The sequence below is a fragment of the Mesorhizobium sp. AR02 genome, from assembly GCF_024746835.1.
Classification (GTDB): domain Bacteria; phylum Pseudomonadota; class Alphaproteobacteria; order Rhizobiales; family Rhizobiaceae; genus Mesorhizobium.
In genome coordinates, this window is record NZ_CP080531.1 from 2,612,187 (window position 1) to 2,638,109 (window position 25,923).

Consider the following 25,923-nt stretch of genomic DNA (forward strand, 5'->3'; position numbering starts at 1 on the left):
TCCTCAACGTTCGCAGCTGACGGCTGGGGTGCGGAGCGGCAAGGTCATCTTGCAGCAAGGGTAGTAGCCGCCCTTGTCCTTGTCGGACTTCCTGTAGAAGCAAAGTCCAACATCCACTCTGTCGCCCGGATCGTGGCCGGTGATGTTGATCGTGTAAGGCTTGCCTGGCGCATGCGACATGGGTGAAGTCACCCCGACGCCTGGCGTCCTGGACTGGGCCTTGATCGAATCGCCGCCGAAGCCGGCATGGTCATGGAGATAGAGATCGGCCTCGAGGCCCGAAGGCGTGCAGTAGTACTGGACATCCTCGACATCGAGACAGGGAGGCAGATTGCCGGGCGGTGGGAAGTCCGGCGGGTAGAAGGGTGGCAGATAGCCGCCCGGGATTTCTTCATAATAGCCGGCACGACCCTCGCAAGGGTGCCAGACGGCGACATCGCCGACATGGCCTTCCACCTCGGGATCCTCGAAATAGCCGTCGAAATCGACGAACCAGGAACCGAAGGGCGGCACGTTGGCCGGCTTGACCAGGTCCTTGGGCGTGATCTGCACGCCATGCACGGCGAGCGGCCCGCCAGCGGCGAGCTGCTCGGCGAGCGTTGGATTGTCGCGCAATTTGTCACCGGTGTTGACCAGCGTCTGGGTGCAGACCGAGGTGTCGAGATTGCCGTCGGCATCATAGCCATATTGCAGGTCGAGACCGCCGGCCGACTGCCGGCTGCCTTGCGGGAAGCCGACCGCATATTCCTGCGGCACTTCCACCCAGACCGATTCCGTTGCCGGATCGTCCGGATTTTCTCTGAAGTAGCGGATGACCTCGCCCTTGCCGGAATCGGCGAAGCGGCTGTAATCATAGCGATTTTCGACCGGGCCGCGCTGGGCGAGGTACATGAAGCCGCTGTTGTCGAAGGCAATGTCGGTGACGGCGTAATCCTTGTCGGCCTTGACCGTCAGTTCCCAGCGCGGGTCGCCGGCAAAAGTGCCGTCGCGGGCAATGCCCACCGACCAGATTTCCGACTTTTCGCCGACCGAATAGTAGAGCCGGCCGCCATGATAGGAGACGGCCCAGACGCGACGCTCGTCCTGGGTGTAGCCCCAGGTCTCGGGATCCTCCGTGTCGAAGGCGGCACCCTGAATGTCCATCACCGCGCCATCGTCGGCGACGGGAGCCAGGCCATGCGCCGGGCGCCCGGCGACACCATGGTCGAAGGTGTCGATCAGTCTGCCGTTGGCGTCGATGCGGTGGATGAGGCCGGTGTCGAGGTCCGAGGCGAAGAACTGGCGGTGGTTGGGATCGAAGGTGAGGTTGCCGATGCCGGGGCCGCTGTTGGTGTCGATGTCGGCGAATTTGGCCACCTGGCCGGTGATGCCGTCGATCTTCCAGATGGTGCCTGGTCCGCCGCCGTTTTCGGTGCCGAACTGGCCTTCCATGAAGGTGGCGCCTGCCGTGCCGCGGCGCTGCCGCTCCGGCCTGCCGTCATTGTCGGCGTCCGGCGTTACGATGCGGATGCCGTGCAGCGAGGTGGCGGCGGCGTAAAGGTTGGGAATGCCCGATGGAACACCATCGCGCACGCCGTCATCATAGGTGACGCCGAAAACCTGGCCGATCTGGCCGGCCGTCACCTCGAAAGGCGGCGGTGTGAAGACGAGCTGGCCCGAAGCCGGGCCGCCGAGATGCGAAACATCAAAAACGCGCAAGGTGGCGCGCGTGGTGTCGATGAAGGTTTCGTCGACCGGATCGACCCCAGGCGGCAGGCCCTGGTCGAAATTGGGGATGATGGTGCCGGAAAATCCGGTGACCGCCATCGAGCCGGGATAGATGATCTGGCTGTCCTGCGCCTTGGCGGCGCCGCCAAGCCAAAGGCTGGCGGTCAGGGCAAACACAAGAAGTCCGCCGGTTGCCTTGATCAGGCGGCGCAAACGGTTGGCGAAAGAAGGCACGAGCGGGCCGTGGTCGCAAGACATAGAACTCCCCCCGAAGTCTATGGGCGGAACCTCCGGCTGAGCCGCACGAACCAGGGCAAGGCGCGGCGGTCCGGCTCGTTCTTCCCTGATCGAATTGTCTGCTTTCCTCGAAATCACGATACGCCTGCTCTTACGCAGGGTCAACGGAATCAGCGGGAAGCCCAGCGCATCGACCCCGTCCCGAAGGCGGTGGTCGCGCCGAACTCCTGTTGTTCCCGGAGACCGCAGAGCCTCTGGGTTGCTGGTCATGGGGGCTTCCTTTCCGGGCCGCACCATGCGGCACCTGGACGTCAGTCGCGGGCGGAGGTGGAAAGGTTCATGGAAGCCTTGCGCAGAATGCTTGCGCCCGATGCCGCCTGTTCTTATATACGCGCCAAGCCGTCCGGCACCGGAACACCGGTTGCCGAACGGGATTTCTTGTGAACAGGGGCTTTCGTCGGAACGCCTTCACGGGTCCTGAAAGCCTGCTTAGCGGAGAGACTAGAAAAATGGCAAAAGTAATCGGTATCGATCTCGGCACCACAAACTCCTGTATCGCCATCATGGATGGCAAGGAGCCGAAGGTGATCGAGAATGCGGAAGGCGCGCGCACGACGCCTTCCATCGTCGCCATCTCGGGCGACGGCGAACGTCTCGTCGGCCAGCCGGCCAAGCGCCAGGCGGTCACCAATCCTGAAAACACCATCTTCGCGGTCAAGCGCCTGATCGGCCGCCGCTATGACGATCCGGTGACGGAAAAGGACAAGAAGCTTGTCCCTTACAAGATCGTCAAGGGCGACAATGGCGATGCCTGGGTCGAGGCCGGCGGCAAGAAGCAGTCGCCCTCGCAGATCTCGGCCATGATCCTGCAGAAGATGAAGGAAACGGCGGAAGCCTATCTCGGCGAGAAGGTCGAGAAGGCGGTCATTACCGTTCCGGCCTATTTCAACGACGCCCAGCGCCAGGCAACCAAGGACGCCGGCAAGATCGCCGGCCTCGAAGTGCTGCGCATTATCAACGAGCCGACCGCGGCGGCCCTCGCCTACGGCCTCGACAAGAAGGAAGGCAAGACCATTGCCGTCTATGACCTTGGCGGCGGCACGTTCGACATTTCGGTGCTCGAAATCGGCGATGGCGTGTTCGAGGTGAAGTCGACCAATGGCGACACCTTCCTCGGCGGCGAGGATTTCGACATGCGCCTGGTCGAGTACCTGGCGGCCGAGTTCAAGAAGGAACAGGGCATCGACCTGAAGAACGACAAGCTTGCCCTGCAGCGCCTCAAGGAGGCCGCGGAAAAGGCCAAGATCGAGCTGTCGTCGACCACGCAGACCGAAATCAACCTGCCCTTCATCACCGCCGACGCGACCGGCCCTAAGCACCTGACGCTGAAGCTGACGCGCGCCAAGTTCGAAAGCCTGGTCGAGGATCTCGTCCAACGCACCATCGAGCCCTGCAAGGCGGCGCTCAAGGATGCCGGCCTGAAGGCTGGCGAGATCGACGAAGTGGTCCTGGTCGGCGGCATGACCCGCATGCCCAAGATCCAGGAGATCGTGAAGCAGTTCTTCGGCAAGGAGCCGCACAAGGGCGTCAACCCGGATGAGGTTGTCGCGCTCGGCGCCGCCATCCAGGCCGGCGTGCTGCAGGGTGACGTCAAGGACGTGCTTTTGCTCGACGTGACGCCGCTGTCGCTCGGCATCGAGACGCTGGGTGGCGTGTTCACCCGACTGATCGAACGCAACACGACGATCCCGACCAAGAAGAGCCAGGTGTTCTCGACCGCCGAGGATTCGCAGTCGGCCGTGACCATCCGGGTCTTCCAGGGCGAGCGTGAAATGGCCGCCGACAACAAGGCGCTCGGCCAGTTCGACCTGGTCGGCATCCCGCCGGCCCCGCGTGGCGTGCCGCAGATCGAGGTCACGTTCGACATCGACGCCAACGGCATCGTCAATGTTTCGGCCAAGGACAAGGGCACCGGCAAGGAGCACCAGATCCGCATCCAGGCCTCGGGTGGTCTTTCGGACGCCGACATCGAGAAGATGGTGAAGGACGCCGAAGCCAATGCCGAGAGCGACAAGAAGCGGCGCGCCGTGGTCGAGGCCCGCAACCAGGCCGAGGCGCTGGTGCATTCGTCCGAGAAGTCGCTGAAGGAATATGGCGACAAGGTCTCGGAAGCCGAGCGCACGGCGATATCCGATGCGATCGCGGCGCTGAAGACGGCGGCCGAAGGCGACGACGCGGCCGACATCGAGGCCAAGAGCCAGGTGCTTGCCGAAGCTTCGATGAAGCTCGGCCAGGCCATGTACGAGGCCTCGCAAAAGGAAGCGGCGGAAGCCGACGCCAAGGCGGACGCCGCCAAGGACTCTGACGTGGTCGATGCCGATTTCGAGGAAATCGACGAGGACGACGACAAGAAGAAGTCGGCCTGAGCCGCCTGAAGGCAAGATAATGCGGAAAGCCCGGCGCAAAGCCGGGCTTTTTTGCAACCCTCGCTGAAAAAAGTGCGAGCCCTGCCGAAAAAATCGCTGAAAACCACGGACAAGTTCGCGCCGGCCCTAGCATCCGGGCAGCACCGCTCCTAAATCGAGACAACGTGCCGGCAAACGACGCAACAACATGCATCAAGACGTTGAGCATCCGGACTGCGGGAAAAAATGAAAGCTGATTTCTACGAAACGCTGGGCGTGCAAAAGGGAGCCGACGAGAAGGAGCTCAAGAGCGCTTTCCGCAAGCTCGCCATGCAGTTCCACCCCGACCGCAATCCCGGCGATCATTCCTGCGAGCACAAGTTCAAGGAAATCAACGAAGCCTACGAGACGCTGAAGGACCCGCAGAAGCGCGCGGCCTATGACCGTTTCGGACACGCCGCCTTCGAGCAGGGCGGCATGAATGGCGGTGCGCAAGGCTTTGGCGCCGGCGGCTTCGCCGACATATTCGAGGACATTTTCGGCGACATGATGGGCGGGCGCCAGCGCCGCTCTTCCGGCGGCCGCGAACGCGGCGCCGATCTGCGCTACAATATGGAAATCTCGCTGGAAGAGGCTTTTGCCGGCAAAACCGCGCAGATCCGCGTGCCGGCCTCGATCTCGTGCTCGGAATGCTCTGGGACCGGCGCCAAGCCGGGCACCCAGCCCGTCACCTGCTCGATGTGCAACGGCCACGGCAAGGTGCGCGCCACGCAAGGCTTCTTCTCGATCGAGCGCACCTGCCCGCAATGCCAGGGCCGCGGCCAGACGATCAAGGATCCGTGCCCGAAATGCGCCGGCCAGGGCCGCGTCACCGAGGAGCGCTCGCTGTCGGTCAACATTCCGGCCGGGATCGAGGACGGCACCCGCATCCGGCTTGCCAATGAGGGCGAGGCCGGCCTGCGCGGCGGGCCTTCGGGCGACCTTTATATTTTCCTGGCGGTGAAGCCGCACGAATTCTTCCAGCGCGATGGTGCCGATCTCTATTGCAAGGTGCCGATCTCGATGACGACGGCAGCCCTTGGCGGCTCCTTCGAGGTGACAACGCTGGACGGCACCCAGACCAAGGTGAAGGTGACCGAAGGTACGCAGAACGGGCGCCAGTTCCGCCTCAAGGGCAAGGGCATGCCGGTGCTGCGCCAGCCCAATGTCGGCGACCTCTACATCCAGACCGCCGTCGAGACGCCGCAGAACCTTACCCGCCGCCAGCGCGAGCTGCTGGAGGAGTTCGAACAGCTCTCCTCGCAGGACAATTCGCCCCAATCGAGCGGGTTTTTTGCCCGCATGAAGGATTTCTTCGAATCCTTCGGCGAGCGTTGATAATGCAAGAACGGCGCGCAAATCGATGAAACGCGCCGCATCTCGGGACACGACGAAATCTATCTTATCCACGACATCGGCAGGGTCGTGCCTTGCCTTGCGCTGCTCAGGTGTTAAGTAACCTGAGGGGAGCGCTGAGGAGAGCTTGCATGACACGTGGTCCCGGACTGCGGAAGGCGCTTGCCGAAAAATTCGACGACGAGCTCAAGTTCTTCAGGGGCTGGATCGACAAGCCGAAGACGGTCGGCTCGATCGTTCCGACCAGCTCGATCACCGCGCGCAAGATGGCCTCGATCGTCAATCCCAGGTCCGGCCTGCCGGTGCTCGAGGTTGGTCCGGGCACAGGCGTCATCACCCGCGCCATCCTCGCCCAAGGCGTGCGGCCCGAAAACCTCTATGCCGTCGAATACAACACGGATTTCGTGCGCCACCTGCGCCAGCTCTATCCCGGCGTCAACGTCATCGAGGGCGATGCCTTCAACCTCAACGCCACGCTTGGCGAGAGGAGCGGGATGATCTTCGATTCCGTCGTTTCCGGCGTGCCGCTGCTCAATTTCCCCGTCGCCCAGCGGATCGCCTATATAGAGAGCCTGCTCGACCGCATCCCGGCCGGGCGGCCGATTGTGCAGCTGACCTACGGTCCGATGTCGCCGATCCCGGCCGGCCGCGGCGACTATACGGTCAAACATTTCGATTTCATCTTCCGCAACATCCCGCCGACGCAGCTGTGGATCTACCGGCGCGGCAAGGGTGACTGAGACCTTGCCGGAGGCAGGACGCTTCCAGATTTTCCGGAAGGATCATTGCAAGGCTGGCTGGTTCGCCAATCGATCCAGAAATGCCCCAAGCCTTCCGAACGCTTCCTTTCCGGCCTTCCGGTCGAGATCGAACTGATATTCATGCGGCAAGGCCGGGCTGTAATCGTCCGCAAAGAACAGCGTGTCTACCTCGACGCCCTGCGCCCTGATCGCTGCTGCGATCAAGGTGGATTGCGGCGCCAGCGGATCGGCATTGCCGACCGACACGAATGCCGGCGGAAATCGCGGCGTCAGGTGCCGATTGACGGAGAATTCGGCGACGCGCGGATCATCCTTCAACTGCTTCGTCCCGAGATATGACCACATGACGGTCCTGATGAAGCCCGCGAACGGCCCCTCGGGCGCAATCATCGTGGCATCGTAGACGCCGCAGAACAGTGCGACGCCCTTCAGCCGCGCGCGTTCGATGGCCGGCTTGACGCCAACCGTGGCGGCATAGGCTGGATCGCTAACTGTCGCAGCAAGTTGGGCGACGATCTGCGAGCCAGCGGAGTCGCCGGCAAGAAAAAACCTGTTGGGGTCGATACGGTAGCGACCGGCATTGCGGGACAGGAAGGCAAGCGCCTTGTTGGCTTGAAGGACCGGGGTCGGATAGCGGGCTCCCGGGGCAACCGAATAACCGACCGCGACGGTGACATAGCCACGCCCGGCCAGGATTTTCATGTAGCCCGAAATGTCGGCCTTGTTTCCGGCGACAAAGCCGCCGCCATGCACCCAGACGATTGCCGGCAAGGCCTTGTCCGGGATGTCGGTCGGAAAGAAAACATCGAGAAGCTCGTCCGGGCCCTCGCCGTAGCGCTCGTCGCGCAGCCCGCTCACATTGGTTGGCACGTGCTGTTCAAGCGCCTGATTGCGCTCGACCCCGTCCTTGTGGAAAGCATAGCGAATCAGAAGGACCGAGGGCCATGGGCTGAATATGAATGCGGCATAGCCGGCTGCGACAGCCGCCGCCAAACCAACCAGGACGTAGCCAACCCACCTCACTCTCATCGCCGCAACCTATACATGGCATCTAGCTTCGGCAAAGCGCCGACCGCAGGACCGCAATCTCAGCTATTGATTCGGCCAGCGCATCGCCTATAGCTGCCTCCACAGCAAGGGATTGCCGATGTCGATCGTCCCGAAAATCCTCGTCTTCGCCGGTTCGGTGCGCAGCGGCGCCTATAGCGGCAGGACCGCCGATGTGGCGCAGAAGGAACTTGCGGTGCAAGGCGCCGAGGTGACCCGCATTTCGCTCGCCGATTATCCCCTGCCGATCCTCGACGAGGATTTGGAGAAGGAGAAGGGTGTCCCCGACAACGCCCAGAAGCTTGCACGGCTGATCATCGTCCATGACGGGCTGCTGATCGCCACGCCGGAATATAACGGCTCGATCCCGCCGCTGCTCAAGAACACGATCGACTGGGTGAGCCGGGTGCGCCGCGACGGCGGCCGATCGGTCAGGCCATTTGCCGGCAAGGTCGCCGGACTGTGCTCGTCCTCCAACGGCCATTTTGGCGGCATCCGCTGCATCAACCATCTGCGCGCCGTGCTGGTGCGCTGCCAGATGGAGGTGGTGACGCCGGAATGCTCGGTGCCGGACGGCGGCGACGCCTTCGACGAAGGCGGCAATTTCCGTGATGAAAGACTGTACAGATCGATGGAGCACCTATGCCGCACGCTGATCGAAACCTCGCGCATGCTGTCGACCCGGATCGAGGCGTGATCGCCGCAACGATGCAGACCCAATCCATGCAGACCCAATCCATGCAGGCCAAATCCATGCAGGAAAGATTGATCGTCGGCCTCGACGTGCCGACCGTGCGGGAAGCCGAGCAGGCGGTGCGCGAACTCGACGGCGTCGTCTCCTTCTACAAGATCGGCTATCAGCTGGCCTTCGCCGGCGGGCTCGACTTCGCCAGGGAACTGGCCAGCGGCGGGACAAAAATCTTCCTCGACATGAAGCTGCTCGACATAGACCACACGGTGGCCAAGGGCGTCGAGAACATCGTCAAGATGGGCATGACCATGCTGACCATCCACGCCTACCCCAAAGCGATGCGGGCGGCGGTGGAAGCGGCGCGGGGCAGCGAGCTTTGCCTGCTCGCCGTCAGCGTGCTGACTTCGATGGACGAGCAGGACATGATCGATGTCGGCTATGAATATGACCCGCACACGCTGGTGCTCAGGCGCTCGGAACAGGCGCTGCATGCCGGCATGGGCGGCATCGTCTGCTCGGCGGCGGAGGCCGAAGCGGTGCGGCGCATCGTCGGACCCGACATGGCGGTGGTGACGCCCGGCATCCGGCCGGCGGGCAGCGACCATGGCGACCAGAAGCGCGTGGTGACGCCGGCGCAAGCGATCCGCAACGGCGCCAGCCATCTTGTGGTGGCCCGGCCGATCATCGCGGCGGCCAACCGACGCGAGGCGGCCGAAGCCATTCTGGACGAAATGCGCTCGGCCTGATGTTCCAGATACAAACTCGGAGAAGAAGCATGCCCAAGGGATACTGGATCGCTCGCGTCGATGTGCGCGATGCCGAAGGCTACAAGGACTATGTCGCCGCCGCCAAACCCGCCTTCGAGCGCTTCGGCGCGAAATTCCTGGCGCGCGGCGGCGAGCATGAAAAGGCCGAAGGACCCGGCCGCGCCCGCAACGTCATCATCGAATTCGAGTCGCTCGCCGCGGCGCATGACTGCTACCACTCGCCGGAATATCAGCGCGCGGTCGCCATCCGCCAGAAGGTCGCCGACGGTGAGATCGTGCTGGTCGAAGGCGCCTGAGCTTCAGACGAGGTCCTGAAGGTTCACGTCGCGCAGCTTGGCGCCGCCAAGCAGGGCTCCGACCAGCTGGTGCTTGAGGGCAAGGCACTGCGAGCGGGCAAGTTTCACGATGCCGGGGACGTCGCTCTTCTCGCAGGCCTGCAGCAATTGCTTCTGCTGTTCGATGATCAGCGGCATGAAATCGCGCGACTTGAAGCCGAGGTGGAGCGTCCGCTCCGACTGGTCGAGGATCTGGCTCAGCAGCTGTGCCAGCCGCAAATTGCCGGAGAGCTCGGCAATCGCCAGGCGAAAGGCACGATCGGCCGCGAGGAACGCAACCGGGCTGCGCAGCGTCTCGGGCTTCAGCACCTTTCTGGCCGCCAGCCTGATCTCGTCCAGTCCACGCTCGGTGATCCCCGAAGTGGCAACCCGGAACACTTCGGGTTCGATCAGGCTTCGCACATCGAAGATCTCGTTGACGTCGCGCAAGGTCAGCGTCGTGATGACATAGCCACGGCGCGGCTCGCTCCGGACCAGGCCTTCCTGCATGAGGCGGGCCAGCGCCGAGCGGATCGTCGCCTTCTTGATGCCGTAGCGCGCCTCGATCTGCTTTTCGGTCAACGCTTCACCGGGCGACAGGACGCAGGCGACGATGTCGCTCTTCAGCTGTTCGTAGGCCTGTTCGCTGCGCAGCACATCCGCCGTCGACAGCGCCGTTGTCCCACCTGCGGACGCTGCCGATTTCGATGGTGCGGCTTTTGTCGGCTTCATGCTTCTCTCGCTTTGCATCGGCCTTGACATTGGCCATCTTAGCTATTCTTACTGAGCATCTCAGTCAGGAGCTGTGGCATGCCTCTATCCGCCGACTCCCCTCTCTACCCCGCGATCGAGGATATCGTCAACGCGGCGGCAGGCGTTGATCCCTTCGAGCGGGTCAAGGCCGTCTTGAGCGACTATACCAACCGCTTCCATGCGCTCGGCGGACTTGTGCATGAGGAGGATGAGGACGAGTTGCTGCTGCATGCCAGCCCGAAGCTGACGATCTACCACATCACGCTTTCGCCCGGGGTGCAGTATCCGCCGCATAACCATCTGATGGACGCCCTGATCGGCATCTATTGGGGTGGCGAGACCAACTTCATCTACCCGCTCGCCGGCGATCAGGTCGATGAGCCGGAGCGGCAGGATTTTTCGGCGCCCGCGCTGGTGCACATGTCTTCCAACACCATTCACTCGGTCGCCAATACCGGCAACGCCCGCTCCGGCGCCCTGCATGTCTATCTCGGCGATCTGCCAGGCACCGATCGCCAACTGTGGAGCCTCGCCGACCACCGGCCGGAGCCGTTCGACAACATCAGGTACATGGCCGGCGCGCGGCCGATCCAGCAATCGCGGGGATAGGCCGGGACCAACCTAGCTAAGGCCTTGTCTAGGGCTCATCGCCGGCAAGCACTTCGGCCTGATGCCGGTGTCCGAGCGTTTCGTAGCCGACGACGGTGACGGCCGGCGCCAGCATCAGGATGACGAGGCAGACCGCCATGTCGACGCCGGCGGACGCGGCGAGGATGGCAACCGCCACGACCGCCACTGTTGCGACCAGCAGCCAGATGTGGAACGGGTCGAAGCGCCGGACGAGATAGGTATAGAGCGCATAGATTGCCGCCAGGAACACGCTGACGGGAATTGCCGTGGCAAGCAGTGTCGCAAGCGGGCCGATATGCGCCTTGTGCTCGATGAAATAGGCCGCGACATGCAGCCCGGCGCCGGTCGCGACGATGGCGGTGACAATCAGCATCTGGCCATAGCCCCAGACGAAGGCGCGGTTGCGGTGGACATGCAGGATCGGCGCGGAGGGCAGCATGTAGTAGACCCACCACATGCCGAAGGTGAGCCCGGTGCCGGCGATGCAGACCAGGGCCGCATCCACGGTCCAGCCCTGCTCCTCGACCACGGCGGAGAGGCTCGCGAGCGTACCGACAACCCCTTCACCCAGCGCGATGATGGCGAACAGGCTGTAGCGCTCGGCCATATGGTGCGCATGCCAGGGCGTGCCGCCATCGCTGCGTTCGGCAACCACCGGCCCCGCCAGCTCGATGAGGCCGAGGATGACGGCCAGTATGATGCTGGTGCCGACCGGGAAATCGACGACGATCTGCACCACCCAGCCGATCTGGGCGATGGCTATGGCTATGGCATAAGTCAGGCAGGCGCGGCGCCGGGCGGGATCCTGTCTCGCGGCGCGCAGCCACTGGAAGATCATCGCCACCCGCATGATCACATAGCCCAGCACCATCACCGAATTGTCGAGGTGCTCGCCATGCTCGATGGAGGCGAACATGCGCGGCAGGCCGATCGCCAGCACCAGTACGCCGATCATCTGCACCATGGTGACGAGGCGGAAAACCCAATCGTCGGTGTCATAGGCCGAGGAGAACCAGGAAAAATTGATCCAGGCCCAGCAGATGGCGAAGCTGGCGAAGGCGAAGCCGAGCAAGGCAGCCGTGTAATGGCCTTCGGCCAGTGCATGGGCGAGCTGCGAGGAGGCGAAGCTGAACGCCGTCACGAAAGTCAGGTCGAACAGCAGCTCGAGCGGGGTGGCGACACGATGCCCCTCATGCGGATCGCGCCCGGCCATGCGCCTGAGGTGATGATGGAGGGTTTCAGGATTGACGGGCGTTGTGTTCATCGCGCGGCCTTGGCTAGGGGTCGTCAAGCCGACACTAGAGACAGGACAGTCAGCGTCAAGGCGCGCAGCCAGAACCGCGTTCCGCCGGCCTGAGGGTTGCGATATACGGCTAGCCGTGATGGCGCTGGCTGGTTAGCCGGTTCGCAGCCGTCTCGGCCATGGCATCGGCGAGGCTCAGGCCCCATTGCGACCGACAATAGGCGCGGAAATCGAAGCAGGGCAGGCCGGGACAGACCTCGAACTCGATCAGGTGGACCGTGTCGTCGGCCTCGACACGCAGGTCGACGGAAAACACGTCGCGCAGGCCGAGCCCGCTGATCAGCCGTTCGGCGATCGCCCTGATCCTGGCGTCGGCGAAGGGCTGGAGGTCGGCGACGGCAACGAGCTCCGGTTCGGCATAAAGTCCTGCCGCCTTCGCCGCCTCACCGGTTTCGCCGTAGAGCGCCAGGCTGTCGGCCATGGTCTGGAAATCGGCGCCTGAATCGACAAAGGCGATGCCGAGCGCCTCGACACCGGTTTGCGGCGTCAACCCGAGAAAGCTGGCGCGGACGTTGCGTCCGGCGACATAGGGTTGGACGACGACGTCGTCGCGATAGGCGGCGAACACACGCCGGCTAAGCTCCAGCGCGTGGCCGAGGTCGCTGCTGCGCGAATCCGGCCAGATGCCGATCTTGGCGCCAAGCCGGTTGGGCTTGGCGAACCAGCCGGCGGCAGAGGCCGGCGGCTCGACCAGCCATTTGCCGTCCCGGGCAAGGCCGGCCTGCGGCACCGGCAGGCCGAGCGCGCCAAGCACCGCGCCGGAGCGGAATTTGTCCTGGCAGAGCGCGAACAGCGAATCATCGGCGCCGATCGTCCTCAATCCCTTCAGCCGGGCCAGCGCGGGTGCGGCACCGCCGCGGAAATAGGCGATGCCGTCGGACAACGTCCAGACCAGCGTGTTCTGCGCATCCGCACCGTCAAGCGCCTCGGCGGCATCGTCGAGCGCCACCGGCGCAAAGGCGAGACCGCGCGCCTCGCAGGCGGCGGCAAGGGCTCCGAATTCGAGAGCCAGATCGGTCGACTGCGCCAGATAGGACGAGATTTCGGTGGCGCGCTGTGGCGCGTAGCCGTCGGCGATCAGGCGGTCGAAGCAAGCCTTCTCCGGCTCATAGACAAGGATCAGTTTTGGCTTGTGGCGCGACATCAAATGAACAATTCCCGGCGGTGCGATCGCCTACCATCGCACGGCCGACGCAAACGGCTTTCGCGAAACCGACCCGTGCCGGGCGCTTGGGTGACAGTGCCGGTCGGCCAGTCTGCTCAGGCGATCAGCACGCGCGGTTCGAACCGGCCATTGACCGGACTATCGATGAGGAAGGTCATGCCCGCCTGCGGATCGAGTTGGCGCTGTTTCTCGTCCTTGCCTTTCCAGGCCGAGGTCACCGCCAGCCGGTCGGCCTTGGCGCCGACAAAGGCCGGACAGGACGCCTGCGTCACCGGCATGGGAATTTCGCGCAGCAATGTGCCATTGGGCGAATAGGCCTTCACCGCCTTGCCACCCCAGACGGCGTTCCACAGCACGCCATCGCGGTCGACGACGGAGCCGTCGACGTAGCCCTTCGAAGAGCGATGGTCGACGAACACTTTTGGCTCGCCAACCGGTAGGCCCGTGGCCGGATCGCAGGCGGTACGCATCAAAAGGCCGGTCGCGGTGTCGGTGTAATAGGCGATCGTCCCGTCCTCGGAAAAGCAGATCGAGTTCGACACGGTGATGCCGGTGTAGAGCGTGCGCAGCTTGCCCTTGAAAAACCAGTAGATCGAGCCCGCGCCCTTGGCCTCGTCCTTGGCCATCGTGCCGACCCAGAAGGCACCGCAGGGATGGACGCGGGAATCGTTGGAACGGGTGACCGGGTTGTCGGCCTCAATCGGCGTATGCAGCGTCATCTTGCCGGTCGCGACGTCGCGGACATGGAGGCCGGTCTCGGTGGCGATCAGCTGGCGCTGGTCATCGATGATGGCGATAGCGCTCGCCATCTGGCCAAGCTCATGGATTTTCAGCGCGCCCGTGAGCGGCTTTTCCAGAAGCTGGCCGTTGACGATGTCGAACCAGAACAGTGTGTCGGTGGCGGGATCGTAGCTCGGCCCTTCGCCGAGCTGGCAGATGTGATCGGAAAAAACCGAAACCTCACTCATCATGCGTCTCCGCCGAATGCCGCATCCCAGGCTGTTACTGCCTCCCGGGCCCGCGCGGCGACGTCGTCGACGCTCATGCCGGGCTTGAACAGGCTGGAGCCAAGCCCGAAGACCGTGACCCCGACCGCCTTGTAGCCGGCAAAATCCTTCTCCGAAACACCGCCGACGGCGCCGACCAAAGTCTGCGCCGGCAGTACCGCCCGTATGGCGGAAATGCCTGATGCACCGAGCGCGCTCGCCGGAAAGAATTTCAGCGCCGAGGCGCCGAGCCGGATCGCCTGGAAGGCCTCGGTGGGCGTGAACACGCCAGGCATGGTCACCATGCCGTAGTGCATGGCGCGCGCCATCACTTCGGCATCGATGTTGGGGCTGACCAGGAGCCGCCCGCCGGCCTTGTGCAGGCCGTCGACATCGGCCGCCGTCAGCACCGTGCCAGCGCCGACCAGCGCTGACTTCGGCAGCACTTCGGCAATCCTGGCGATCGACGAGAAGGGTTCGGGTGAATTCAGCGGCACTTCGATCGCCTCGATGCCGGCATCGAACAGTGCCTGCCCCATGGCAATCGCCTCTGCAGGCTTCAGGCCACGCAGGATGGCGACCAGCCCGCGCTTGAGTTTTGGAAAGGCTGCGGTCTCGGTCATGCCAAGGCTCCGGTTCTGGCGATCATGCCGTTTTCGCGCGCGGCTTCGATGAGCCCGGCGCGCACCGCTTCATCCGCATCGACGGCTCGGAAGGCAAGCCCGGCAAGGTCGAGTGCGGCCGAATAGAGCGAAGCCAGCGCGCCGGAAGCGATCAGCACGACCGGCGCGTCGTCGGCGCCATAGCGGCGCTTCGCCGAGGCGATCTCGCCGCCGATCAACAGCCCGGACAGGCAGGCCGCCGCATCCTGCGACTTCAGATCCTGCAGGAGCCCGGCGGCGCGGATGGCAAACAGCTTCGACGTGACGTCGCCGCCCTCGCCAAGCGCGCGTTCGCACCATTGCCGGAAGAACGGATTGTCCGCCGCCACCGCAGCCGGATGCTCGCCCAGCGAATGCTTGAGGATCGAATGCGCGGCCAGTACCGAAAACAACTCGCCGGTCGGCCATGTGCCGAAGCCGGCCACCGCGCCATCCTCGACCACGACCCATTTCGAATGCGTGCCCGGCATGCAGGCGAGATGTCGCCCCTTTGCCGGCAAACCAGCTCCGGCGAGCTGTGTTTCCTCGCCGCGCATGACATCAGGCGCGTCGGCCAAGCGCTGGGCAAGGCCGGGAACGATGCGGATGTCGCGTTTCTGATCAGCCACGCGGGCGGCACCGCCGAGGATGGCGCCGATCGGCGCCGGAACAGTCACATAGGGCGCCTCGATCCAGCCCTGGCGGGAGCCGGCCATGCCGCAGATGATGACGCGCAGCGTTTCCGGCGCGCCCATGGCGGCCAGGTGGCCTTCCAGCACGTTCGAAAACCCTTTTTCGCGCGCGGTGATCAGGCCGTCATCGCCGCGACGTTCGGCAAGCACCTTGCCGCTGCCGTCGATCAGCCATGCCCGAAGCCGGGTTGTGCCCCAATCGAGCGCCGCGACCGCAGGAGCCGCGCTCACAGGAAGCCTCCGTCGACGATCAGCATTTGCGCGGTCAGCATGCGCGAGGCATCCGAGGCCAGGAACAGCACCGTGCCGACCATGTCGTCCGGACGCATGACGTCCTTGATGCACTGCTTGGCGACATGGGCTTCAAGCGCCCCTTCGGTCACCCAGCGTTCCTGCTGCCGTTCGGTGATCACCCAGCCGGGCGCGACGGCGTTGACGCGGATGCGGTCGGGCCCAAGCTTGCCGGCCAGCCCCTTGGTCAGGCCGAGGATGCCGGCCTTGGCGGCGGTATAGGCCGGCATGTCGGGATGATTGATGAGGTAGGACGTCGAGGTGAAATTGATGATCGAGCCGCCGCCGGCCCGCTTCATGCCCGGCGCCACCGCCTGCGCGGTGAAGAAATGTGGCCGCAGGTTAATCGCCTGGTTGTTGTCCCAGAACTCCACGGTGACATCCTCGACGGCGTGGCGCTCGTCCCAGGCGGCATTGTTGATCAGCACCGTGACGTCGCCATGCACTTCTGCCGCTTTGGCCGCCGAGGCGCGCAACGCCTCGATGTCGCGCAGGTCGGTCTTGAGGTAGAGCGGCCGCCGCCTGAAGTCTCTCTCGATGCGGTCGGCAAGCAGCGTGCTCGGGCCATCGGCGATGTCGATGAAGGCGACATTGGCGCCCTGGCGGACAAAACCCTCGGTCAGGGCCGCGCCGATCCCGGAGCCGCCGCCGGTGATCAGCACCGAGGCTCCCTTGAGGTCGGCAAAATCCGCCGATGGCATCATATCTTTTTCTCTCCGCGCTTAACCGGCGCGCATCCTAGCCACGCAAGTCGCGCGGGCAAGGGCGAAAAGGTGGATTTGCGGCTTATGTCAGACAAAACGACAATGCGCCGCACTGGAAGCGCGCGGCGGTATCGGCGGAATGCTGATTACCTCGAAATCGCCGGTCAGATTGCCTTGGCGCGCAAGGCGCCACGGAAGGAATCGCGGAGATAGCCCAGCGTGGCGTCGGCGTCGACCGGCTTGCCGAACAGATAACCCTGCCCGCCGGCGCAGCCGAACTGGACGAGGCGATCGGCCTGCGCTTCCTCCTCGATGCCTTCGGCGACCACATCCATGCCCAACCCTTCGCACATGGCCAGAATGGCGCGGATGATGTGTTCGGACGGACGGTCGTCGAGGATGGAGGAGACGAAGGCGCGGTCGATCTTGAGCTTGTCGAAATGGAATTCGCGCAAGCGGCCGAGCGAGGACTGGCCAGTGCCGAAATCGTCGAGCGAGACGCGGATGCCGACGCGGCGCAGATCGTCGACGATTTGCGCGGCCGAGGCCGGGTCGTTCATCAGGCCGGTCTCGGTGATTTCGATCTCCAGCCGGCGCGGGTCGAAACCGGTGCGGTCGAGGATCGCCAATATATGCAGGCCGGTGTTCTGGTCGACGAGCTGCGAGGGCGACAGGTTGAAGGACAGGAACAGGTCCTTCGGCCAGCTCCTCGCCGCCTCGGTCGCCTTGCGCAGCACAAGCTGCGACAGCGGGCCGATGATGCCGCGCTCCTCGGCGATGGGGATGAAGACGGTCGGCGGCACCGCGCCGAGGTCGCGATCGGTCCAGCGCGCCAGCGTCTCGAAGCCGATGGTGCGGCGGGTGTTGAGATCGACGATCGGCTGGAAATGCGGCTCGACCTCACCGGCCGAAACGGCGCGGCGCAGCGCCTGCTCGATGCGGGTGACGCGCTTGGCCGCCTCTTCCATTTCGCGGGTGTAGACGACGACGCGGCCGCGGCCTGACCGCTTGGCGTGGTAGAGTGCCGTTTCGGCCTTGTTGATGAGGATCTCGGTGGTCTCGTCGCCGGAATAGAACAGCGAGCAGCCGACCGAGGCCGACAGCCTGGCGGTGCGTTCGCCGACATCGTAGGGCGCCGACAGGATTTCGATCAGCATGCGGGATTTTTCCGCCGCCGCCTCCTCGGAGAACACCAGCGGATAGAGGAAGGCGAATTCGTCGGCGCCGATGCGGCAGACCGTGGAATGGCCGTCCATCGAGGCGCGCAGCCGCATGGCGACCTGGATCAGGATATCGTCGCCGGCCTTGTGGCCGAACAGATCGTTGATCGGCTTGAAGCCGTCGAGGTCGAGAATGCCGACGGTAAAAGGCGCGGGATCGTCGGCGCGGTCGCTGATCAGGCGATCGACCTTGTCGAAGAAGCGGCGATGGTTGCCAAGCCCGGTCAACGGATCGGTGAAGGCCAGATCCGTGCTCTCCCTGTTTGCCTGACCGGTGCCAAACTGAGTTTGCATCGGTGTCCCTGTTTTTTGATGTCGAAATTTATTTTCGAGACTGGCAGCAAACCCTTTAGGAAACGTATCCCGAAAATCGATTTTTCGCGACCGGCGCATGATCCCGAAGAATGGTTTCCAGTTTTCACTGGCGATCTGCCCAAACAGAAAGCCGGATGCCTTCGAGAAGCCGGCTAACCCGTGCGTCAAGCCTTTGTTTTCAAGCTGATTTTCAGCCGTTTGACTTGACGCGATAAAGCTCGAGCGGGGCGCCGCGCGTCTCCGCCACCGGTTCCAGCCAGTCCGGCACGTTGCCGCGCATCAACCCGGCCAGGAAGCCGGCCGGCGCCTTGGCCGCGAACAGCCGGCTTTCCGGGTTGCCGCGGCAGAGCGCGACAAGGCCGACATGGTGGCTTTCGACGATGGCTTTGGCATCAGCGGCCGAACCCAGCAAGGCATCGAACACGAGCAGGTTTCCGGCGACGTTGCGATGGTAGGGCCCGGCGAACACGCGATGGCCGGTGAAGGCGAGGATCGGCGAGCCGAGATTGGAGATGGCAAGCACCGTGGTGGGGGCCATCGCGCCAAGTGCGGCGAACGACGCCTTGCTGTTGCAGGGTGCATCGATGCTGGCGTCCTGGGCAGGTGCGCCGGTTGCGAAAGCGTTCGATGCGGCCTGAGCGGCGCCCGACCAGATTGCATTGACCGAGATCAACCAGGCCGCGGCCATCTTGAGCACCGAGCCGCTGGACGGGCTGGCCTCGGCCCGCTGCCGCCATTTGGCGATCCAGGCCGAAAGCGGGATCACCGCGAACGCAATGGAGAAGGTCGAGCCGCGCACTTCCCAGGCGCTGACCAGGACCGCTACCACCAACAGCGCGCCGACGAGGCTGTCCTGCCGCCGCCAGCCGCCACGGCTGAAGCGAAGCGCCATCAGGACGATCGCCACCAGCGGCGTGGCAAAGCGCGCCACCGCCCTTGCCGGATCCTCGGCGACGAGCTGGACGATCGACTGCGCCTCTTCGATATAGCCGAGCCACATCTGCTGCAGGCGCGGGTCGAGATGGGCATAGGGCGCCGCCAGGCATTGCGGGAACAGGAGCACCACGATGAGAGCGAGAGCGGCGGCAAGCAGGCCAAGCGCCATCAGGCGCCGGGCGGCCGTTGCGTTGGCGATCCTCAAGGAGGTGATGACAGCCAGTCCGGCGCCGGCAAGTCCGGTGACAGCAAACTGCACGACCGAGAATGTGTCGCATTGGGCCCGGCCCCAGGACGACATTGGGATGGTGGTGACGAAGACGACAGCCGAGACGCAGGCGACGCCGAGGCCGAAATCCCTGGCGATCGGCCTTTCGCCGTCACCCTTGCCGAGAAACAGCAGGGCGACGACGGCGCCGAGGGCTCCGGCATAGGGCGCGCTTTCCATGCCGATGGCCAGGGTCAGCGTGGCGCAGATGCCGGCGACAAAGGCGGCTAGCCGGTTTGTGGGCGCCTCGAGCAGCAGATCGAGGCTCGCCAGCGTCAGCGCCAGCTGGACATTGTGGTGATCGAGCGCACCGGGGGAAAAGATACCGATGTAATACAGGGCCGCGCCGCCAACGACGGCAGCGGGCAGCACCGCATGCGCGCCGGCAAAAGCGCGCGCGGCACGGATGATGAAGAAGATCGCGATAAAGAACTGCAGGGTGGGCCAGAGTATCTGCACGATCTGTTCGGCCAGGGTGGTGCTGCCCGTCAGGGCCGATACGGCAAGGATGGCAAGCGCCTGCGGCGCGTCGAGCAGCCGCGACCAGTGCATGACGAAGCCGCCTTCCAGCCCCATCCGGTACTGGTGCAGGTCGAACCAGCCCTGGCCTCCCATGAGGTCGCGGACTTCGACCAGTTGCAGCAGGCTGTCATTGTCGCCGGCCGGATTGGCCAGTTGCGGGAACCCGGCATGGGCATTGAGGGCCAGCAGCAGCAAGGCGGCAAGCAACGCGAACGCGATATCGGACTTCCCTGAGGAAGCTCCCTTTGCTGTGCCCATCCCGATCGCCCTTGGCGGGAATGCCGGGCCTTTCCAGGCCAATCGACACTCATGAAGTCGGTTCTAAACCTAGCCTTAACGGCTTCAATAAATAGTAAAACCGCCTGAACGAGGCCGGTTTCCGGCGCGCGACCGTGTGGTCGATAGGCTTTCGGAGACGAAAATGCCGCAAGACGTCCGCCAAGAGCCTGTCATCGCCGTGCTGCTGCCTTGCTACAATGAGGAGCTGACCATCGCCGAGGTGGTGCGGCGGTTCCGCGAAACGCTGCCGGCCGCCACCATCTATGTCTATGACAACAATTCGAAGGACCTGACGGCGCTTCGTGCCCGCGCGGCCGGCGCCATCGTGGTGCGAGAGCCGCGCCAGGGCAAGGGCAATGTGGTGCGCCGCATGTTCGCCGACATCGACGCCGACATCTATCTGATGGCCGATGGCGACGGCACCTATGCGCCTGAGGATGCGCCGCAGCTGATCAACACGCTTTTGACCGAACGCTCCGACATGGTGGTGGGCACCAGGCGCGGCGTCACAGACGATGCCGGCCGGGCCGGCCATGCTTTCGGCAACCGCGTCTTCAACAGCCTCTACAAATGGCTGTTCGGCAGCGATTTCACCGACATCTTCTCCGGCTACCGCGTCTTCACCAGGCGCTTCGTCAAGAGCTTTCCGGCCGTCTCCGGCGGCTTCGAGATCGAGACCGAAATGTCGGTGCACGCCTCGCAGCTCAAATTGCCGGTCAGCGAAATCGCCCTCGACTATGGCCGTCGTCCGGAGGGCTCGTCGTCTAAACTGTCGACCTTCCGCGATGGTGCAAAAATTCTCTGGATGTTCGCCATGCTGATGAAGGAGACGCAGCCGCTGCGCTTTTTCGGCGCCTTTTCGTTGTTCTTCCTGGCCTCGAGCCTGTTGCTGATGGCGCCGGTGCTGGTCGAGTTCGCCGAAACCGGGCTCGTGCCGCGCATGCCGACCTGGGTGCTGTCGGTCGGCCTGCTGCTCTTGTCGATGCTGGCGGCGGTGACCGGACTGATCCTTGATTCGGTCTCGCGCGGTCGCGCCGAGCAGAAGCGTATTTTCTACCTGTCCATGCCTTCCGGGCGCGTCGAGCGGCGCGCCGGCGAAGTGGTGGTGAAACCGCAGCCGGGCAAGACTCCGCGCGCGGCCTGAACAATGCAACGCCTGGTCCGCTTTGTCTTCGCCGGCGGCATCGGTTTTGTCACTGATGCGGCGGCGCTCTGGCTGCTGCTGGCCGTCACGCCGCTCGGACCTTTCGTCGCCCGCGTGCTGTCGATCGGCTTTGCGCTCTGCGTCACCTGGCAGATCAACCGGCATCTGACCTTCTCGCCCTCGCGCCGCGGCATGGCACAGGAAGGCGCCCGCTATGGCGGCGTCGGCATCGCCACCAGCGTCGTCAACTATCTCGTCTATTCCGCAATTCTGCTCGCGCTGCCGGCGGCACCACCGCTGGCGGCACTTGCCGTTGCCTCGCTGGTCGCCATGGCACTGTCCTTCCTGGGTTACTCGCGGCTGGTCTTCGACCGTTAACGGCGTGGCCCGATTGGCAGAAGGCGCGCCGACCCTTATATCGCTCTCGTCGACTGCGCTGGGGACTTGCCATGAAGCTGAAAATCGCCGTCCAGATGGACCACATCTCCACCGTGTCGATCGCCGGTGACACGTCGTTTGCGCTGTCGCTGGAAGCGCAGCGGCGCGGCCATCAATTGTTCCACTACACGCCCGACCGGCTGTCGCTGCGCGACGGCAAGGTGTTTGCCCGCATCGAGGAGATGCAGGTGCGCGACGAGAAGGGCAACCATTATTCGCTGGGCGAAAAGGTGCGCACCGGCCTGTCTGAAATGGACGTCGTCCTGCTGCGCCAGGATCCGCCCTTCGACATGAACTACATCACCACGACGCACATCCTGGAGCGCATCCATCCCAAAACATTGGTCGTCAACGACCCGGCCTGGGTGCGCAACAGCCCGGAAAAGATTTTTGTCACCGAGTTTTCCGACCTGATGCCGGACACGCTGATCACCAAGGATCCGCTCGAAGTTGCCGCCTTCCGCAAGGAGTTCGGCGACATCATCGTCAAGCCGCTCTACGGCAATGGCGGCGCCGGCGTCTTCCATCTGCTCGAAGGCGACCGCAATCTCGCCTCGCTGCTCGAAATGTTCGGCCAGCTGTCCCGCGAGCCCTATATCGTGCAGCGCTATCTGAAGGATGTGCGCAAGGGCGACAAGCGCATCATCCTGATCGACGGCGAGCCGGTCGGCGCCATCAACCGTGTGCCGGCCGAGCATGATTCCCGCTCCAACATGCATGTCGGCGGCCGCGCCGAAAAGACCGAGCTGACGACACGCGAGCGCGAGATCTGCGCCCGCATCGGGCCGTCGCTAAAAGAACGCGGCTTCATCCTCGTCGGCATCGACGTCATCGGCGACTACATGACCGAGATCAACGTGACCTCGCCAACCGGCGTGCGCGAAGTGCAACGTTTCGGTGGCGCCGACATTGCCAGCCTGTTCTGGGACGCGGTCGAGGGGAAGCGGAAGTAAGCCGTTTTCAGTTCGTATTAACCATGTTCCGCTTTTGCAACCAGGCACAATCCTGCTGCAACCCAGGCGATTGAACGTTCTTGTAATGTTCTTGATTTGACCGGGGAATTGTGATTGTCTCCCGCAAGGGCCATTCTTGGCTGATCGCATGGGTTGCGGCCCATATCCGGGGTGGGAAAATGGTGGCGCGGGTTCGCACGGTTGCTTTCCAAGGCATCGAGGCCGTGCCGGTCGACGTGCAGGTGATGATCGCGCCCGGCAAGGTCAACATGCATATCGTCGGCCTGGCCGACAAGGCGGTGGCCGAAAGCCGCGAGCGGGTACAGGCCGCACTCCATGCCTCTGGCCTGTCGATGCCGTCGAAAAAGGTCACGGTCAATCTGGCGCCCGCCGACCTGCCCAAGGAGGGCAGCCATTACGATTTGCCGATCGCGCTTGGCCTGATGGCCGCCCTTGGCGCCATTCCGGGTGACATGCTGGCCGGCTATGTTGTGCTGGGCGAACTCTCGCTCGATGGCACGATTGCCGCGGTCGCCGGCGCCTTGCCGGCGGCGATCGGCGCCAATGCGGAGGGCAAGGGCCTGATCTGTCCGTTCGCCTGTGGGCCGGAAGCGGCCTGGGCCGGCAAGGATTTCGACATATTGGCGCCGCGCAGCCTGATTGCCATCGCCAACCATTTCCGTGGCACGCAGGTGCTGTCGCGGCCGGAGGCCGGCATCCACGCCGCGGCGCGCGACCTGCCCGACCTTGCCGACATCAAGGGCCAGGAGACGGCCAAGCGAGCGCTGGAAGTGGCGGCGGCCGGCGGCCACAATCTCTTAACATTGTGGCTAATTAAACGGCGCGGCGAGATCGCGGCCCAAAAGGTCCGCTAAGCGCCATTTGCAGGCGCGTTTCCCAACTCGGCCAGGATGAGGTCTTCAACGCGCCGAACCAGAGCGCCAGCCTGGTCGCCCTGGCTCAGGAGATAAAGGGGAACCGCTTCAAGCTCCGGCAAGTGGGCATTGCCGATCAGTTCGACCAACCCTGTCGGCGCAGTCCCTACCGCCATCGATGTGATCGCAACACCCGCCTGCACTGCAGCGAGAATCCCGGCCTGGCTACTGCTTTGCACCGCGACCCGCCAAGTGCGTTGCGATGCCTCCAGCGCCGTGATCATCGTGCGGCGGAAGACGCAGCCCTCCGGATAGACGGCGAGGGGAATTGTGCCATTGGCTTCCGGCTGGAAATCCGCACTGAGAACCCAATTCAATCGGGTCATGATCTGTTGTCGAGCGGATGTCGGCCTCGCCGCCAAAGTCACCAGCGCTATGTCGATCTCCTGTCGTTGCAAAGCGGCCGCCAGTTTCGCACTGAGATCGCAAACGATTTCGAACTCGGTCTCGGCCATTCGATCACGCATATTAGCGATCACCCGGGACAGGAAGCTGAACGCGTAGTCGTCGGGCATGCCGATGCGGACCTTGGTGCGCGGCCTCTGGCTGCGTGTGGTCGATATCATTTCGTCATAGGCGGCCAGCACGCTCAAAGCCTTGGCATAGAGCTCGCTGCCCTTCGATGTCGGCTCGATCCGGTGGTGGTGCCTGATGAACAGCGGCCCACCAACCTCGGTTTCCAATATCTTCAGCCGCATGCTCATGGCGGCCTGTGTGCAAGCGAGCTTCTCAGCCGCACGCGATAACGAGCCGCGTTCGTATATGGCGACGAAACTTCTAAGCAGGCGAACTTCGATATCCATTGCAGGATAAGCATGCCTTATCCCGCGGATAAGGACAATTTGCTTGTCAAACGTAAGCCGCCTTGTGAGCATTGTCGTGGTCAAGGGAGACAATTGCATCATGATCGTTGGTTTTATCGGCCTTGGGACGATGGGGCGAAATGCGGCGCTGAATGTGCGCCGAGCCGGTTTTGACATGGTCGTCCATGACATTCGCCCGGAGTCGATGGACGCGCTTGCCGCCGTCGGCGCAAGTCGGGCTGCGAGCCCGGCCGAGGTACTCGACCGCAGTGATGTCGTGGTGACAATGGTGTTTGGCCCGAAAGAAATCCAACAGGTGGTCAGAGGCGAAAACGGGCTTTTGACGACCTCCTGTGCAGGCAAATACTGGATCGACATGACAACCAGCAGCCCGAAGCTGATGCGTGCCTTGGCGGGCGAATTCCAGGCGAAAGGTGGCGGACCTGTCGATGCGCCGGTTACCGGATCTGTGGATGCCGCGATCCGGGGCGACATGCCGATGTTCGTCGGCGGCACTGATGGCGATGTCGAGGCGGTGCGCCCCGTGATCGAAGCCATGGGTGAACTTCGGCGCGTCGGCCGCTACGGCAATGGTTACGTCGCCAAGCTCGTCAACAACCAGCTTTGGAAAATCCATGCCGCTGCCATTGGCGAGGCGATGGTGACTGCCAAACTCGCCGGGCTGGAGCCGGAGATCTGGTGGCAGGTCATGAAAGGCGGGGCAGCGGATAGTTTCGTGCTCCAGCACGACGTTCCATCCATCTTCGCTGGCCATTACGATCCCTCGTTTCCCATCGCGCTCTGCCTGAAGGACCTCGGTCTGATCGAAGAGTTGATGGCGGAGACTGGCACACGAAACGAACTTACCCGCGCTACCCATGATCGTTTCAAATTGGCGGGCGAACGCTACGGCACCAGCGCTGGCGAAATGACGGTCTGCAAGGTCATTGAGGATGATGCCAACGTGGCTCTGAGGGTTGCAGGCGACTGGGTTGCTCCTTGGGATGTAGTCCATCCAGAGAGCCGGGTGGGCCGCTCGTGCGCCAATTAAGCGGTATCGAGCGATCGCGTTCCGAAGCGTCCGCTTTGCGCCTCAAATCAAGCCGTTGCCCTCGTTGCTGATGAGACCCAAGAGCTGCAAGTTGCATTAGGCGGCCGGCGCGAGATCAAAGCCGCCTTCATCAAACACCTCCAGTTGCGCTGGCCTTGGCAGTGACCCGTCGCCGTTCAGGCGAGCGAGAAGATGGGCCACGGCGAGCACCATCTCGGCGGCGTCATAGGGTTTGGGCATCGACGCGATTGCGACGGTCTTTGCCGAGCTAGCCCGGCTGACCTGGCCGCTGATCAGCAAGACCGGTATCCCGAGAGCTTTCAGATGCTCGGAGAGTTTGATGCCATCGTCACGCCCGGCGAGCCGGATGTTAACTAACGCCAGATTGGGCTTCTCGGCCCTGGCGACTTCAAGCGCCTCGGCGTTACGGTCCGTCAGGTTGAGGACCTTATATCCTGCATCCTGCAGTTCGTCCCGCAGGACCGTTGCTACAAGCGCTTCGTCCTCGACAATCATCAGGGTCTCGGTCGTATTGCTGTTTTGCGCTGCCGTCATGATCATTCCTCTGTT

24 protein-coding genes and 1 pseudogene are annotated in these 25,923 nt (G+C 63.7%); 12 read left to right on the forward strand and 13 right to left on the reverse strand.

The features are described 5' to 3' along the window. Positions 1-3 precede the first annotated feature (3 nt). Entirely contained in the window at positions 4-2,241 is a 2,238-nt protein-coding gene (locus DBIPINDM_RS16605; RefSeq protein WP_258588254.1) for a hypothetical protein, read from the reverse strand. Between the two features lie 212 nt (positions 2,242-2,453). On the opposite strand from DBIPINDM_RS16605, the gene dnaK reads away from it, so the two are divergent. The 3 genes from dnaK (at position 2,454) to pmtA (ending at position 6,484) form a co-directional block, all read left to right on the forward strand. Next, entirely contained in the window at positions 2,454-4,370 is a 1,917-nt protein-coding gene (dnaK, locus tag DBIPINDM_RS16610) for a molecular chaperone DnaK (protein ID WP_258588255.1), read from the forward strand. A 225-nt stretch (positions 4,371-4,595) separates the two neighbouring features. Beyond that, positions 4,596-5,726 (forward strand): molecular chaperone DnaJ, encoded by a 1,131-nt coding sequence (gene dnaJ / locus DBIPINDM_RS16615; protein WP_258588256.1) that lies wholly within the window; start codon positions 4,596-4,598, stop codon positions 5,724-5,726. A gap of 149 nt (positions 5,727-5,875) precedes the next feature. After that, positions 5,876-6,484, forward strand: a complete 609-nt coding sequence (gene pmtA / locus DBIPINDM_RS16620; RefSeq protein ID WP_258588257.1) for a phospholipid N-methyltransferase PmtA — start codon at positions 5,876-5,878, stop codon at positions 6,482-6,484. A gap of 42 nt (positions 6,485-6,526) precedes the next feature. Here pmtA and DBIPINDM_RS16625 read toward each other — a convergent pair whose 3' ends face one another. Beyond that, positions 6,527-7,375, reverse strand: a complete 849-nt coding sequence (locus DBIPINDM_RS16625) for an alpha/beta hydrolase (protein WP_258588258.1) — start codon at positions 7,373-7,375, stop codon at positions 6,527-6,529. 277 nt (positions 7,376-7,652) lie between these two features. Between DBIPINDM_RS16625 and DBIPINDM_RS16630 the strand changes: the two genes are divergently transcribed. From DBIPINDM_RS16630 to DBIPINDM_RS16640, 3 genes are read left to right on the forward strand one after another with little or no spacing between them, the layout of a single operon-like run. Continuing rightward, the gene (locus tag DBIPINDM_RS16630) at positions 7,653-8,249 is read left to right on the forward strand and encodes an NADPH-dependent FMN reductase (protein ID WP_258588259.1); all 597 of its coding nucleotides are present in this window, start codon (positions 7,653-7,655) and stop codon (positions 8,247-8,249) included. A gap of 26 nt (positions 8,250-8,275) precedes the next feature. Continuing rightward, entirely contained in the window at positions 8,276-8,989 is a 714-nt protein-coding gene (gene pyrF, locus DBIPINDM_RS16635) for an orotidine-5'-phosphate decarboxylase (RefSeq protein ID WP_258588260.1), read from the forward strand. A gap of 29 nt (positions 8,990-9,018) precedes the next feature. After that, entirely contained in the window at positions 9,019-9,306 is a 288-nt protein-coding gene (locus DBIPINDM_RS16640) for a DUF1330 domain-containing protein (protein WP_023762651.1), read from the forward strand. Positions 9,307-9,309: 3 nt separating this feature from the next. On the opposite strand, the gene DBIPINDM_RS16645 is transcribed toward DBIPINDM_RS16640, so the two are convergent. Beyond that, positions 9,310-10,056 carry a GntR family transcriptional regulator gene (locus DBIPINDM_RS16645; protein WP_258588261.1) on the reverse strand — a complete coding sequence of 249 codons (747 nt, stop codon included), beginning with the start codon at positions 10,054-10,056 and terminating at the stop codon, positions 9,310-9,312. Positions 10,057-10,134: 78 nt separating this feature from the next. On the opposite strand from DBIPINDM_RS16645, the gene DBIPINDM_RS16650 reads away from it, so the two are divergent. Beyond that, on the forward strand, positions 10,135-10,686 hold the full coding sequence (locus DBIPINDM_RS16650) for an autotransporter (RefSeq protein WP_258588262.1): 552 nt from the start codon (positions 10,135-10,137) through the stop codon (positions 10,684-10,686). 28 nt (positions 10,687-10,714) lie between these two features. Here DBIPINDM_RS16650 and DBIPINDM_RS16655 read toward each other — a convergent pair whose 3' ends face one another. From DBIPINDM_RS16655 to DBIPINDM_RS16690, 8 genes are all read right to left on the reverse strand, one after another. Next, complete coding sequence (locus tag DBIPINDM_RS16655; protein WP_258588263.1) at positions 10,715-11,971, reverse strand: low temperature requirement protein A; 1,257 nt, start codon at positions 11,969-11,971, stop codon at positions 10,715-10,717. 109 nt (positions 11,972-12,080) lie between these two features. After that, a complete protein-coding gene (locus DBIPINDM_RS16660) occupies positions 12,081-13,154 on the reverse strand; it encodes a D-alanine:D-lactate ligase-like protein (protein ID WP_258588264.1) in 1,074 nt (357 codons plus the stop codon). Between the two features lie 116 nt (positions 13,155-13,270). Then, a complete protein-coding gene (locus tag DBIPINDM_RS16665) occupies positions 13,271-14,143 on the reverse strand; it encodes an SMP-30/gluconolactonase/LRE family protein (RefSeq protein ID WP_258588265.1) in 873 nt (290 codons plus the stop codon). Beyond that, on the reverse strand, positions 14,143-14,784 hold the full coding sequence (locus tag DBIPINDM_RS16670) for a 2-dehydro-3-deoxy-6-phosphogalactonate aldolase (RefSeq protein WP_258588266.1): 642 nt from the start codon (positions 14,782-14,784) through the stop codon (positions 14,143-14,145). The genes DBIPINDM_RS16665 and DBIPINDM_RS16670 overlap by 1 nt, the downstream gene beginning before the upstream one ends. Next, positions 14,781-15,725: a 2-dehydro-3-deoxygalactonokinase gene (locus tag DBIPINDM_RS16675; protein ID WP_258588267.1), complete on the reverse strand. Its 945-nt coding sequence runs from the start codon at positions 15,723-15,725 to the stop codon at positions 14,781-14,783. The genes DBIPINDM_RS16670 and DBIPINDM_RS16675 overlap by 4 nt, the downstream gene beginning before the upstream one ends. After that, positions 15,722-16,489, reverse strand: a complete 768-nt coding sequence (locus DBIPINDM_RS16680) for an SDR family NAD(P)-dependent oxidoreductase (protein WP_027040978.1) — start codon at positions 16,487-16,489, stop codon at positions 15,722-15,724. Before DBIPINDM_RS16680 ends, DBIPINDM_RS16675 begins: the two co-directional genes overlap by 4 nt. A gap of 164 nt (positions 16,490-16,653) precedes the next feature. Then, positions 16,654-18,003: a putative bifunctional diguanylate cyclase/phosphodiesterase gene (locus DBIPINDM_RS16685; protein ID WP_258588268.1), complete on the reverse strand. Its 1,350-nt coding sequence runs from the start codon at positions 18,001-18,003 to the stop codon at positions 16,654-16,656. Between the two features lie 211 nt (positions 18,004-18,214). Then, entirely contained in the window at positions 18,215-20,008 is a 1,794-nt protein-coding gene (locus DBIPINDM_RS16690) for a GtrA family protein (RefSeq protein WP_258588269.1), read from the reverse strand. A gap of 163 nt (positions 20,009-20,171) precedes the next feature. On the opposite strand from DBIPINDM_RS16690, the gene DBIPINDM_RS16695 reads away from it, so the two are divergent. The 4 genes and pseudogenes from DBIPINDM_RS16695 to DBIPINDM_RS16710 all read left to right on the forward strand — a co-directional run. After that, the gene (locus DBIPINDM_RS16695) at positions 20,172-21,173 is read left to right on the forward strand and encodes a glycosyltransferase (RefSeq protein WP_258588270.1); all 1,002 of its coding nucleotides are present in this window, start codon (positions 20,172-20,174) and stop codon (positions 21,171-21,173) included. A gap of 3 nt (positions 21,174-21,176) precedes the next feature. After that, on the forward strand, positions 21,177-21,551 hold the full coding sequence (locus DBIPINDM_RS16700) for a GtrA family protein (RefSeq protein WP_258588271.1): 375 nt from the start codon (positions 21,177-21,179) through the stop codon (positions 21,549-21,551). 71 nt (positions 21,552-21,622) lie between these two features. Next, a complete protein-coding gene (gene gshB / locus DBIPINDM_RS16705; RefSeq protein WP_258588272.1) occupies positions 21,623-22,564 on the forward strand; it encodes a glutathione synthase in 942 nt (313 codons plus the stop codon). Positions 22,565-22,743: 179 nt separating this feature from the next. After that, a pseudogene (locus DBIPINDM_RS16710) lies at positions 22,744-23,385 on the forward strand (magnesium chelatase domain-containing protein); the annotation flags it as partial. A 50-nt stretch (positions 23,386-23,435) separates the two neighbouring features. Here DBIPINDM_RS16710 and DBIPINDM_RS16715 read toward each other — a convergent pair. Then, on the reverse strand, positions 23,436-24,386 hold the full coding sequence (locus DBIPINDM_RS16715; RefSeq protein ID WP_258588273.1) for a LysR family transcriptional regulator: 951 nt from the start codon (positions 24,384-24,386) through the stop codon (positions 23,436-23,438). A 16-nt stretch (positions 24,387-24,402) separates the two neighbouring features. On the opposite strand from DBIPINDM_RS16715, the gene DBIPINDM_RS16720 reads away from it, so the two are divergent. After that, a complete protein-coding gene (locus DBIPINDM_RS16720; protein ID WP_258588274.1) occupies positions 24,403-25,353 on the forward strand; it encodes an NAD(P)-dependent oxidoreductase in 951 nt (316 codons plus the stop codon). A gap of 96 nt (positions 25,354-25,449) precedes the next feature. Here DBIPINDM_RS16720 and DBIPINDM_RS16725 read toward each other — a convergent pair whose 3' ends face one another. Next, complete coding sequence (locus tag DBIPINDM_RS16725; RefSeq protein WP_258588275.1) at positions 25,450-25,908, reverse strand: response regulator; 459 nt, start codon at positions 25,906-25,908, stop codon at positions 25,450-25,452. Positions 25,909-25,923 lie beyond the last annotated feature (15 nt).

What these genes read in the sequence shown, in the direction of transcription:
- DBIPINDM_RS16605 (WP_258588254.1), bottom strand. Translation starts at nt 2,241, where the DNA reads ATGGTGCGGCCCGGAAAGGAAGCCCCCATGACCAGCAACCCAGAGGCT.
- dnaK (WP_258588255.1), top strand. Translation starts at nt 2,454, where the DNA reads ATGGCAAAAGTAATCGGTATCGATCTCGGCACCACAAACTCCTGTATC.
- dnaJ (WP_258588256.1), top strand. Translation starts at nt 4,596, where the DNA reads ATGAAAGCTGATTTCTACGAAACGCTGGGCGTGCAAAAGGGAGCCGAC.
- pmtA (WP_258588257.1), top strand. Translation starts at nt 5,876, where the DNA reads ATGACACGTGGTCCCGGACTGCGGAAGGCGCTTGCCGAAAAATTCGAC.
- DBIPINDM_RS16630 (WP_258588259.1), top strand. Translation starts at nt 7,653, where the DNA reads ATGTCGATCGTCCCGAAAATCCTCGTCTTCGCCGGTTCGGTGCGCAGC.
- pyrF (WP_258588260.1), top strand. Translation starts at nt 8,276, where the DNA reads ATGCAGACCCAATCCATGCAGGCCAAATCCATGCAGGAAAGATTGATC.
- DBIPINDM_RS16640 (WP_023762651.1), top strand. Translation starts at nt 9,019, where the DNA reads ATGCCCAAGGGATACTGGATCGCTCGCGTCGATGTGCGCGATGCCGAA.
- DBIPINDM_RS16645 (WP_258588261.1), bottom strand. Translation starts at nt 10,056, where the DNA reads ATGAAGCCGACAAAAGCCGCACCATCGAAATCGGCAGCGTCCGCAGGT.
- DBIPINDM_RS16650 (WP_258588262.1), top strand. Translation starts at nt 10,135, where the DNA reads ATGCCTCTATCCGCCGACTCCCCTCTCTACCCCGCGATCGAGGATATC.
- DBIPINDM_RS16655 (WP_258588263.1), bottom strand. Translation starts at nt 11,971, where the DNA reads ATGAACACAACGCCCGTCAATCCTGAAACCCTCCATCATCACCTCAGG.
- DBIPINDM_RS16660 (WP_258588264.1), bottom strand. Translation starts at nt 13,154, where the DNA reads ATGTCGCGCCACAAGCCAAAACTGATCCTTGTCTATGAGCCGGAGAAG.
- DBIPINDM_RS16665 (WP_258588265.1), bottom strand. Translation starts at nt 14,143, where the DNA reads ATGAGTGAGGTTTCGGTTTTTTCCGATCACATCTGCCAGCTCGGCGAA.
- DBIPINDM_RS16670 (WP_258588266.1), bottom strand. Translation starts at nt 14,784, where the DNA reads ATGACCGAGACCGCAGCCTTTCCAAAACTCAAGCGCGGGCTGGTCGCC.
- DBIPINDM_RS16680 (WP_027040978.1), bottom strand. Translation starts at nt 16,489, where the DNA reads ATGATGCCATCGGCGGATTTTGCCGACCTCAAGGGAGCCTCGGTGCTG.
- DBIPINDM_RS16685 (WP_258588268.1), bottom strand. Translation starts at nt 18,003, where the DNA reads ATGCAAACTCAGTTTGGCACCGGTCAGGCAAACAGGGAGAGCACGGAT.
- DBIPINDM_RS16690 (WP_258588269.1), bottom strand. Translation starts at nt 20,008, where the DNA reads ATGGGCACAGCAAAGGGAGCTTCCTCAGGGAAGTCCGATATCGCGTTC.
- DBIPINDM_RS16695 (WP_258588270.1), top strand. Translation starts at nt 20,172, where the DNA reads ATGCCGCAAGACGTCCGCCAAGAGCCTGTCATCGCCGTGCTGCTGCCT.
- DBIPINDM_RS16700 (WP_258588271.1), top strand. Translation starts at nt 21,177, where the DNA reads ATGCAACGCCTGGTCCGCTTTGTCTTCGCCGGCGGCATCGGTTTTGTC.
- gshB (WP_258588272.1), top strand. Translation starts at nt 21,623, where the DNA reads ATGAAGCTGAAAATCGCCGTCCAGATGGACCACATCTCCACCGTGTCG.
- DBIPINDM_RS16720 (WP_258588274.1), top strand. Translation starts at nt 24,403, where the DNA reads ATGATCGTTGGTTTTATCGGCCTTGGGACGATGGGGCGAAATGCGGCG.
- DBIPINDM_RS16725 (WP_258588275.1), bottom strand. Translation starts at nt 25,908, where the DNA reads ATGACGGCAGCGCAAAACAGCAATACGACCGAGACCCTGATGATTGTC.